Annotated in this window: 8 protein-coding genes and 3 pseudogenes; 6 read left to right on the plus strand and 5 right to left on the minus strand. The window is 52.4% G+C overall.

Annotation, left to right across the window (positions count from 1 at the left end):
• Positions 1-5: 5 nt before the first annotated feature.
• The 4 genes and pseudogenes from EYC87_RS08325 to EYC87_RS19550 form a co-directional block, all read left to right on the plus strand.
• Positions 6-408 (plus strand): annotated as a pseudogene (locus EYC87_RS08325) (IS6 family transposase); the annotation flags it as partial.
• Between the two features lie 80 nt (positions 409-488).
• A pseudogene (locus tag EYC87_RS08335) lies at positions 489-1084 on the plus strand (transposase); the annotation flags it as partial.
• 292 nt (positions 1085-1376) lie between these two features.
• On the plus strand, positions 1377-2918 hold the full coding sequence (locus EYC87_RS08340; RefSeq protein ID WP_279252466.1) for an MFS transporter: 1542 nt from the start codon (positions 1377-1379) through the stop codon (positions 2916-2918).
• Between the two features lie 102 nt (positions 2919-3020).
• Positions 3021-3335: pseudogene (locus tag EYC87_RS19550) on the plus strand (IS91 family transposase); the annotation flags it as partial.
• A gap of 548 nt (positions 3336-3883) precedes the next feature.
• On the opposite strand, the gene EYC87_RS19475 reads toward EYC87_RS19550, so the two are convergent.
• The 4 genes from EYC87_RS19475 to EYC87_RS08365 all read right to left on the minus strand — a co-directional run bounded on the left by EYC87_RS19475 (position 3884) and on the right by EYC87_RS08365 (position 6960).
• Positions 3884-4174 carry a hypothetical protein gene (locus EYC87_RS19475; protein WP_423243968.1) on the minus strand — a complete coding sequence of 97 codons (291 nt, stop codon included), beginning with the start codon at positions 4172-4174 and terminating at the stop codon, positions 3884-3886.
• A 2-nt stretch (positions 4175-4176) separates the two neighbouring features.
• On the minus strand, positions 4177-4833 hold the full coding sequence (locus EYC87_RS08355) for a sterol desaturase family protein (RefSeq protein WP_279252468.1): 657 nt from the start codon (positions 4831-4833) through the stop codon (positions 4177-4179).
• A 249-nt stretch (positions 4834-5082) separates the two neighbouring features.
• Complete coding sequence (locus EYC87_RS08360; RefSeq protein WP_279252469.1) at positions 5083-5682, minus strand: hypothetical protein; 600 nt, start codon at positions 5680-5682, stop codon at positions 5083-5085.
• 672 nt (positions 5683-6354) lie between these two features.
• Complete coding sequence (locus EYC87_RS08365) at positions 6355-6960, minus strand: hypothetical protein (RefSeq protein ID WP_279252470.1); 606 nt, start codon at positions 6958-6960, stop codon at positions 6355-6357.
• A 742-nt stretch (positions 6961-7702) separates the two neighbouring features.
• Between EYC87_RS08365 and EYC87_RS08370 the strand changes: the two genes are divergently transcribed.
• Both EYC87_RS08370 and EYC87_RS08375 read left to right on the plus strand, forming a co-directional pair.
• Complete coding sequence (locus EYC87_RS08370; RefSeq protein WP_279252471.1) at positions 7703-8128, plus strand: hypothetical protein; 426 nt, start codon at positions 7703-7705, stop codon at positions 8126-8128.
• Between the two features lie 78 nt (positions 8129-8206).
• A complete protein-coding gene (locus EYC87_RS08375) occupies positions 8207-9325 on the plus strand; it encodes a C1 family peptidase (protein WP_279252472.1) in 1119 nt (372 codons plus the stop codon).
• Between the two features lie 211 nt (positions 9326-9536).
• Here EYC87_RS08375 and EYC87_RS08380 read toward each other — a convergent pair whose 3' ends face one another.
• Positions 9537-10250 carry a di-heme oxidoredictase family protein gene (locus EYC87_RS08380; RefSeq protein WP_279252473.1) on the minus strand — a complete coding sequence of 238 codons (714 nt, stop codon included), beginning with the start codon at positions 10248-10250 and terminating at the stop codon, positions 9537-9539.
• Positions 10251-10397: the final 147 nt, after the last annotated feature.

A 10397-nucleotide genomic window follows, 5' to 3' on the forward strand; every position in this document is an offset into this window, starting at 1 on the left:
GGGCCATGAGCATATACAAACGTCACCGGTTCCCTCCCGACATTATCAGTTACGCAGTATGGCTCTGCTATCGATTCAATCTGAGTCACCATGATATCGAGGATCTTCTGGCCGAGCGAGGCATCACTGTCACCCGCGAAGCCATCCGTCTCTGGTGTAGCAAGTTTGGCGCCATTTATACACGCCGATTGAAACGAAAGCACCGAGGTTATGGCGATACTTTCTACATTGACGAGGTCTTCGTCGGTGTGCCGAACCATTCAGATTAATGGCAAGCATTATTATCTGTGGCGCGCAGTAGATCAGGATGGCGAAGTGGTCGATGTGTACCTTCAGGCGAAACGTAATGGGGCAGCGGCTAAGCGCTTCCTCAAACGCCTATTGCGGAGTCACGGCGGCGAACCCAGGAATAGTGATTGAAAAGATACCGTTCTGAGATATAAAAGTATCTCAAGAGTTATCAATCGCTGTGCGCGCCAAAAAAATTTCCTTGGCTTCAATGGCTTACAAGATTCATTAAGGGCTTTTTTTCAGGCTCTGACCGCTTTCCCCAGGCAATGGGCAAGGTTCTGGGCATTATTTACCGCACAATTTCTACACATCTGATCCACAAAGCTGGATACCGGCTCAAGGACGGGGGGACCGGTGCAGTGACACTGATCCAGCGCTTCGGATCAGCCCTAAACCTCAATATACATTTTCACATCCTGTTTCTGGATGGTGTTTACGTCTATCGCGATAACCGAGCACCTCGGTTTCAACGCGTCAAGGCACCGAATAAAGACGAGCTCGAGGATCTGGTTCAGCTGATCAGTCAGCGTGTAGGCCGCTGCCTGGAACGCCAAGGCTTGCTGGAACAGGACACCGAGAGCGCTTGTGCAGGTATATTGCTCGCCCCGCCGTAGCCGTTCCCCGTCTTTCACTGAGCTCCACCGGCAAGGTGGTCTACACCCTGAAGACGCCCTACCGGGATGGAACGACCCAGGTAGCCTTCGACCCTGTAGATTTCAATGCGCGGTTGGCTGCTCTGATACCAAAGCCGAGGGTCAATCTCACCCGTTACCACAGCGTCCTGGCGCCGAACCGTTGCATCAAAGACCAGGACATCATCGATAGAATTCTGGCTCATCTTGAGAGCAAGGAACAGAACACCCCCGCCCTGCCACACCTAGCACCACCGACCAGGGCGCCACCGGAGTCATTGCCTCTTTTCGCCGGGAAGGGCGCGCGGTAGCAGAGCCCTCGAGTTCACAGTTAAACCAGCAGGGACGCCACTTAACGATAGTTGGCATAGGTTTCTGTGTGCTTCTTTCTGAGAATGGATAGAAAAGATCTGTGAGGGAACCTATACGAGCGCGATTTCGAGATGATTAAGGATGATTCAGCGTCATCTTCGGGTCAAAGATCTGGGTGGCGCGAGTGGATTTCTTCCCAATACCCCATTTATATTGCTTATACTTCGCTGGATCGCAGGCCACTCAAGGAGCTATCACATAGCTATTATCGGCTTACGCAATCGCCTGCTCTATAGCTCAGGCATCGTTAGTTACGCACTCAAGGATGCCGCGATGGGTGCGTTCATCCTGTTTTACTACAAGCAGGTACTCGACCTTTCGGGCACGCTTACCGGTCTTGCGATCGCCATCTCCATCATCTGGGACGGCATCAGCGATCCGCTCGTAGGGGCATGGTCGGATCGGCTGCGATCGCGCATCGGGCGTCGCCATCCGCTCATGATCGCCGCAGTTATTCCGCTGGCCGCGGGTTTCGTTATGTTATACGGCCCCCCCGCAAGCGTTTTGGATGACCAGGGCGAGTTATTCATCTGGCTGCTTGCCAGCATTTTACTGGTGCGTACCGCACTGACATTTTTCATGGTGCCCTATCTGGCGCTCGGCGCGGAGATTACTGACGACTATCATGAGCGCTCACGGTTGGCCGGCATGCGCACCAACCTCGGCTGGTTCATTGGCATCATGGCCTCGGCGATGGCGCTGATGTTTCTGTTTAACGAAGAGAACGGCGTGGACGGCCGCTTCGTGATCGACAACTATTGCACGTATGGCTGGATAAACGGCTTTCTGGTCATCATCTTCAGCGTGATTTGTATCGCTGGCACCTGGCATTACATTCCTAAACTCGCTAGTGGCGCTGCCCACGTCGGCAACAATATGCTGGGCGAACTCATGAGTACGTTTCGCAACAAAAACTTTCGCTACCTCGTGATACTGGATATGGCGCTCGGGGGCATCGGGGGCATCACGGCTACGCTGCTGATGGTGACCTATACCTATTTCTGGAAGTTGAATGCGACAGAAACGTCCGTACTGTTTGCCGGACCCGTCGTGGCAGCGGTTATTATAGTTGCTGTTTGCTCTGGCTACCTGAATCGCGTCTTTGAAAAGCAACAGCTATTGCGACTGACCTGCCTGCTAACGATAATTAACCTGCTGTGGTTGACGCCACTCAAGTTGCTCGGGCTGCTGCCAGATAACAGTACTTTGGTGTTTATCCTGATCTATGCCAACTGGGCCATTCAGGTAATGATGTCCATACTCCGCATGATTGCTACGCAATCCTTGCTGGCGGATATCGTGGACGAACATGAGCTGGCCACCGGTAAGCGACAGGAAGGCGTGATGTTCGCTGCCGCATTTTTCTCTGCCAAGTTCATCAGCGGCTTTGGCTACCTTGTAGCGGGCCCGTTCCTCGACCTGATCGGCCTTGAGGCCGGAGTTCAACCCGGCGATGTTTCCCGCACAGTTTTGTGGGGGCTGGGCCTCATCATGGGGCCGGGTCTCGCACTGATCATGCTGGTGCCGATGTGGATGTCTTTCAAGGTCAACATGAGCCACGCTGGACAATTGGCGGTACGCCAGGCTCTCACAGAGCGCGCGATCAGGTCGGACTCAAGCTGAACAACACAGGCAGAGAAGTGCAGTACCGCAGTCTTTCTATGAGTTTGAATTCTATCGATACAGCCCATGTTAAAAGCTTGAATCGCTATGCTCCGGATGCCCCGGCTACCTGCTCTGATACCAAAGCCGAGGGTCAATCTCACCCGTTACCACGGTGTCCTGGCGCCGAACCGCCGCTGTCGTGGGCTGGTTACGCCAGCCAGGCGCGGGAAAGGCGTCAAGTCTATCGCTAACGCAGAAGTCCGCACACCCGCCGAGCGCCATGCCGCCATTACCTGGGCCCAGCGCCTTAAACGTGTGTTCAGTATCGACATCGAGGTTTGTGGCCGCTGCGGTGGTTCTGTCAGAGTTATCGTCGGAGCGCCGAGCCGTTGCATCAAAGACCAGGACATCATCGATAGAATTCTGGCTCATCTTGAGAGCAAGGAACAGGAAGCCCCTGCCCCGCCCCTCCTGGTAGCGCCAACCAGGGCGCCCCCTGCCAGCCTGTCTCTTTTCGCAGGAAGCGAATCCACAACCCCAAATCAGTAAAAACGCTACTGAAAAACGCATGGCACGCACTGCTGCGGACTCTCGTTCAGTAATGAGCGGATATGAATGGCATGCCAAACACAGTGAACAGGGTTTTAGGATCAATCAGCGCGAACTTCTCCAGATCAGCAGCCCCAGTCAACAGAATGGGCGAGGGTGTCCGCTCTCAACAGGGCCTTTATACTTCCTATACTTACCTTCGACCTGCCGATTATGAGTAGTATGCACAATCGAAACGTACTCCAGTAAGCCGAAGAAGCGTAAAGAGTTGCCTCAGCGGGGCAGAGCATCATTGCTGCAACCGAGCCTATGCCGAACCTGAAGTGGGCTGGCTGGCGGGATTGATTGAAGTAAGCTGAAGAACGTTAAGCAATTTTCCAGACCGAACTTCCGAACCGGGGCCGAGCGGGTAACCTCCTGATTCTCTAAATGAATTAGTAATTCGCCATGCACAGCTCCAAATTGAGACACCAGAGGCGGACTGACTTGTGGTTGACGGTGATACCTCGCTCAGCAAGGATATCTTCAATATCGCGGTGGCTGAGGTTGAATCGATAGTAGAGCCAGACAGAGTAGGAAATGATGTCAGGGGGAATCGGTGGCGCCCTGCTTATTGACGATGGTGAAACCCAGATCATGACCGATGGATTCCTCTCACGCCTGCCGGGCACATACTCGGCAACGACCCACGACTGGAAATAGAGCGACGCTATGGCGCGTGTCATAATTATTCTGGTTGATTACTCCGCTCCAGGACTGGCGCTAAAATCATACCATCTAGGCGTTGTTCATTGACCGTGTGCATGTCTAGCCCAAGCTTCGAAAAACTCTGCTGCTCTACACTGGTTCGTTGATATGTAGAAAAAAGGTAATCTAACCAGGGTACAGTGGCGCTGTAGTTAGAGTCTGTATAGTGCTTTTCGGAGAAGTGATGGGTACGGTGAAATGCAGGTGTTACCACCAGATAACGCAACCAGCGCTCCAAGCCTAATGGAATCTTAACATTAGTGTGGGTAAAGACAGTCATAATAAGATCCCAGGCGCGATAAAGTATCAGCGCTTCGGGCGAGCTGGCCACTAACCAGACTAGCGCGGTAACCGGAATGGCATTGAGCATAACCTCAATCGGGTGGTGCCTGAATGATGTTGATACGTCGACCTCATTATCAGAGTGATGAACCGCGTGAAACCGCCAGAGTACTGGAATTTTGTGCATAACCACATGTATGCCATAGCGCGCAATTTCCAGAGCTAGAAAGGTGACAAGTAAATTCAGCAGTAAAGTTGCCTCGGCAAGACCTAGATAGTCCCGGGGCTCAAACCTGTGGATGACATACACAGCGAAAGATGTAGCGAAAATGTGATTAACCGAATAAGTTATCACGGCTAGGCTGCCGTTATTTAACCAGCGAGACAGTGACAAGGGAGTATCACGGACGGGCAACAGCATTTCCAATATAGCCCCTAGAGCGAGCGCCCCAAATGTCACTGCGGACAGGTCGAAGACGAGACCCGACCCAGTTTCAATCATGAGTGATGACAATAGCGCTTGAAGATCTACAGCTCGCTGCCTTTTTTATACATATGGGGGCGACGTTTCCCCTGCCGCCAGAAACGCTGGTCCCGCCTGATATCATCCATCGCCCTCATCAATCATTTCCAAGCAGAAAGCCGCACCGTAAGGGGCCCGATCGCTGGGGATTTGCATGCCATCGATCGCGCCCGCCAGCGACAGTTCTTCACAGAAGTACTCGCGCGTACAAGTGCCGTCGGTAAGTGGTTGCTGGTCAAACGTCTGCCCGGAAATAAACGTGTATGCGACGGTAACTGCCGAGCCGCAATTATTGACGAAACAGGGTGGAGGGGTAGTGGGGTATATCGTCGTATATGTTTCGGAGCCATTGCAACTGTTGGCGTCAATCCGCGGGTTGAGGAGCCCAGCGACGGGGTGCTCGGTCATTATCAGGAACGAGGCGGCAAGGCCGAAGGTAACAAGCGGCGCCAGAGTTCGCACGAGCAGCCCTTTATCGCGTGAAATCCTGAAAACCACGATGACGACAAGAACCGCCAGCAAAAGGATGCCATAGGTGCCCATTGTCGGCACCGCAGTGGGCGCTTCAACACCAGACCAGTTTAACCGGAAGGTAGCAGAACCTCCAGGGACAGGGACCCCGGCAAATGCGTTTGTCGCCGATCCCATGACTCCAAGTAACAAGCCTGCTAGCTTTTTCATGATATATTTCCTTTGAATTTAAACCCACACCATCGGTGTGATAAGTAGATAGAGCTTAGCGCCGTTAGTAAGTATAAGCAGGATAAACGCTACTTTCGATATTAATGTAGTACAAACAGCGGACTGCAGACAACCACCTATTGCGGTCCAGGCTACTAACGAGTGTTATCAATGAACCCAGCTTTATGCATTACGACTTAGGATTTTTTGACCGGACGTTGAACCGAGTAGAGCCCGTTGGGGAAAACCCCTTCGCTCCAAAAGTGTTACCTATGTCCTCGGAATAATCTGTCACCCATGTGACAAGAAAGGACACTGGAGAAGATGGCGGAGCGGACGGGACTCGAACCCGCGACCCCCGGCGTGACAGGCCGGTATTCTAACCAACTGACTTTATTGACTTTTTTCTAACTCTGACGCATCTGCACCAAACCTAAGATTACCACAAACCACCCTACTTACACAGAGTTGCTACACAGAGTTTAAGTGCGCATCTATCTCAATTTCCTCGCCAATTAGGACCCCCGGGGGGGCCGTGGAAGCTCTGTTGTTATAACTAGTGATCCCTCCCAGATACATCAGAGGTGGATTCGGAGTTGAAGGAGCCAAAGCAGAGCCGTGCAAACAATAAAGCCCAACACTTGGCTGGGCTTATTAGATTGCTCTAGGCGGTTACTTCTTTAGCTTACGCAGCCCAAACAGTCCTAGTAAACCGGTAAGTGCTAATAGGGCATAGAAAGGCAGGGTTGGCACGGGGGCTACAGGACCCGGGGCTACAGGACCCGGACGTGCACCTACGATCAGCGTGAGCTTATCACTACCCCACGTATATACATATTCACCTATGGTTAAGCCTAACGCTGTTAAATCAGTGTTCTCATAAGTGGCTGTCCCAGATAGGAAAGCCCCGGAGGTGTAGCCATTGGGCAAAAGAAGACAAATAGTGCCCGGGGCAACACCGGTAGCACCAATAGGAATACCATATAGCCCCCATTGGTCGCCGCTGCCCACAGAAGTTGTGGCTAGACTACCAGAACCAAATGACGCAGGCCCGGCCGCTACACAATAAAATAGGACACCACCACCCGGCGAACCCACTGAGACACCGGGGCTTTCACCTCCGCTCGCGTCGAGGCCATTAACAAGAAATGCTATCGGACCTGCCCCGAAGGGAGCCTCGAGCGACAGCCCAGATAAATCAACGGTACCCTCGCCTGACACAGCGACATCCGAGCCAGATTCATAAATAAAGATCTCTGACTCTGCTACAGCTTTCATACTAACGCTAAGAGCGAGAACAGCTGATAAAGCAACTAGTGGCAACATAGGAAGGACCTCTGAGAACGAGACTCAAGGTAACAGGCTTTACGTTCTACTACTAATCATGTGCGCCGTCAAAGCATGAAGGACCAAAGCGCCTGATTTCTTAAGAGATACTTCTGCTACTTTTCATTGAGCAGAGGAGTTTCAACATGAGCATGTCCAACGGGTTCTACCCCGTTCTTCCGGAAGTATAAGCAGGATAAACGCTAGCCAGTACAATATTCCAAACCAAAAGACTACTGGAGACAGCAATAGCCGCGCCGATTTGCTGGTAAATAGGGATTAGTATCAATGCAAGAGTAACCAGAGTAGCCAAGCCTGCCAGATGTCCAGTCAGAGCAATTTTTTCATGATTTGTCATACTTAGGATAATGCCTACTGACCCCATGGCCACATTAAATAGCTGGCCTACGATAAAGTATAAGCAGGATAAACGCTACTTTCGATATTAATGTAGTACAAACAGCGGACTGCAGACAACCACCTATTGCGGTCCAGGCTACTAACGAGTGTTATCAATGAACCCAATGGCCATAAAACACCCATCAGCGTCGTGTCTTTTGCTAGAGAAACCTTCGGCGCTTGGGTTGCTGGCTGCGCTCATGACCTTGGTCGGCGGGGTGGCGCTACGAAGACGTTTCGTCTAGCGACGTTCTGAGTTATGGTAATTGATACGACAAACAAGGAGTCTAGCCCCATGCAGCATCGGTATATTAAAGCAGCGGTATCGCTGCTGCTCGGCGTGCCATCTTTGTCATTTGCGGCTCCCTACTATGAATTTACGATCAGCTGGGGTCCCGGTCCCGTCACTGCCATACCTACGTTGGGAGCTTATTGGACTTTACTCTTAATTGCGTTGGCGGCGCTGACAGCGTTGCGGGTCTATCAGCAAAACCCGAGTCTCAAGCGCAGCCTTGTGCTGACAGTGGGCTGCTCACTGCTTGCAGCGGGAGTCGTGTATACAGACAAGGCAGTGAGCGGCGTCCATCAGATTAGCGCAAATGCGTGTGCGGCCGGCAGTGCCACATACCTGGGCGAGACACCAGATGCCACATTTCAGAACACCTCAGATTGTGCGCTCACAGTCTCTGTCGATATCTCGACTGATCCTGTGCTCCCTTAGGCAAACAGCGTCTAAGGACAGTATGATAAAAGTTCTCAAGCACATTTTCATTCGCCATAAGAACCTGAGAGAAGGACAATGACTTTTGTAAAAAAGCGACCAGCCGTAATCGTCACTTCAGTGCTGGGGCTAATACTCAGCGATCCCGCAGCCGCGCTCGACATCGATTGGAGGGCAAACGGGTTTGTTACGCCGGTCAGGGACTCGGGCCAAACTGGATGTGGTATATCCGCGGCGTACGCGGCAGTAGGGCACATAGAAAGCCTGCGCAGCATTCAGGGATTCCGTCTGGTAGGTCTTTCAGTGCAACAGATACTCGACTGTTCTGCCGTGCTTGCCCCGGGTTCCTGCGCTGATGGGCCTGAACTCGTATTTCAGCATGTCATTGACATCGGGGGTATACAGACGGAGCAAGCGTACCCGGTCAAACAAGGGCCGCCTGATGCTGTCTGCTCAGTGCTTGGCGCTGGCAGTCATCAGGATAGATACACCTTCATTAGTCCGAAAGAGGATAACCGCGCAATCACCTTGGTCGCAGACGGTGATGTCAAAAGTGGTGACGTTATGCTTACTGTGCAAAGCGCAGGCTCAGCGAAGCGCCCGCAGACGGTTTCAGGCGCTCTGCCATTCACGTTGTCTGCAAGCTTTCCCGCGGCTGGTTCTTACGAGATGTTAGTGCAGAAGACAGGCTCGACTCGCTCGTTCGAAGGCGGCTACTGCCTCGTTGGGATGGAGGCCGTGAGCGACCTGAAATGGGTTAAAAATGTACAGAGCCGCACTGAGGTAGGTTTACCATTTATCAAAAGTGTTCCCCAGAACGGCAGCTGTTCATTCGAAGTCAATTCAGACAACGTCGAGATCACGGGGTTTAAGGTTACTCAAAACGTCGACGAAGGGGACTTGTTAACTATGCTTAAGGCAGCTCCTGTTGTAGCCAGACTTAAAATTGGCAAAGACGGCGCGATACTGCCAGAGTTTAAGAACTATAGCGGGGGCATCTTCGAGTCCTCCGACTGCGACGACAGCGTAGTGCAGTGGGTTGAAGTGATTGGATACCGCGGTTCTGACAGTCCGCCGAACTGGGTGGTTAAAAACTCATGGGGAAACGCTTGGAACGAGGCTGGGTACATCCGGATCAAGGCCGGCGTCAATACGTGCGGAATCGCCGATAAAGTGTACAGTGAAGCATTCAAATAACCACGGAAGTATAACAATATGAGTAATTCGGGGAGGCATTTAGTCATAACTGAATATTGTCGCGATCTCAGGATCGTTGTGTTTTTAGAATGAGGTAGATTGAAGAAGATGGTTTGCATGATATTTCAGGACTGTACTTCAATAGAAGCGGTGATTTAAGTGGTAAGCACTGGATGCAGACCAAGGTACGGTCGACGTTCTATTGCGCATACTACAAGGTTTTAAGAAACATAATCACCGCTGATCTTTGTGCAGCCGTGAGAGCAACAAAAGCCTGCTTGGACTCCTCAGCTTCCCCGCCATGCCACAGAATGGCCTCTTCAAGATTGCGAGCACGGCCATCATGTAAATAAGCCTCACCCCCGCTCACACCGGCAGTCAGACCGATGCCCCACAGCGGCGCGGTGCGCCATTCACCACCGCCAGCATCCGCCTCGTTCAGGGTAGAGGCCAAGCCCGGCCCCATGTCATGTAGCATTAAATCTGTATAAGGGTGAATCGTCTGGTTGCGCAATTCTGCATGCGGATGGTAGGGAGTAGTAGTGAATGTATTGACATGACAAGCGAGGCAGCCCGAGTCCGCAAACAGGGCTTCGCCCGCTAATGCTTCGGGGTCAGTCAGGCCGCGCCTCGCTCGCACGCCCAGTAGCGAGACATACGTTGTCAGCGTGTCCAGATGTTCATCGGGCAGCTCCGCGCCAGAGGCACCGCAATCCATTTGCATCGGGCCACAGTCAGGAGCCGGAAAGGTGGAAGTCATGACGCCGAGGTCGGTATTCAGCGCAGACGCGACCTGATGCCGCACAGACGCCTGCGAGGCTTTCCAGCCAAAACGCCCCAGTCTTAACTGTCCTGACTCGGGGTCGCGCACGCGGCGCATGCGTCCAGAAATGCCATCGCCGTCCAGATCGTCGGGATCTGCCAAGTATAAGCAGGATAAACGCTACTTTCGATATTAATGTAGTACAAACAGCGGACTGCAGACAACCACCTATTGCGGTCCAGGCTACTAACGAGTGTTATCAATGAACCCAATGGCCATAAAACACCCATCAGCGTCGTGTCTTTTGCT

Source organism: Candidatus Seongchinamella marina, from assembly GCF_026262685.1.
In the GTDB taxonomy this organism is placed as follows: domain Bacteria; phylum Pseudomonadota; class Gammaproteobacteria; order Pseudomonadales; family Halieaceae; genus Halioglobus; species Halioglobus marinus.

Coding starts and splice junctions, on each gene's coding strand:
- EYC87_RS08340 (WP_279252466.1), top strand. CDS start 1,377: ATGATTCAGCGTCATCTTCGGGTCAAAGATCTGGGTGGCGCGAGTGGA.
- EYC87_RS19475 (WP_423243968.1), bottom strand. CDS start 4,174: ATGACACGCGCCATAGCGTCGCTCTATTTCCAGTCGTGGGTCGTTGCC.
- EYC87_RS08360 (WP_279252469.1), bottom strand. CDS start 5,682: ATGAAAAAGCTAGCAGGCTTGTTACTTGGAGTCATGGGATCGGCGACA.
- EYC87_RS08365 (WP_279252470.1), bottom strand. CDS start 6,960: ATGAAAGCTGTAGCAGAGTCAGAGATCTTTATTTATGAATCTGGCTCG.
- EYC87_RS08370 (WP_279252471.1), top strand. CDS start 7,703: ATGCAGCATCGGTATATTAAAGCAGCGGTATCGCTGCTGCTCGGCGTG.
- EYC87_RS08375 (WP_279252472.1), top strand. CDS start 8,207: ATGACTTTTGTAAAAAAGCGACCAGCCGTAATCGTCACTTCAGTGCTG.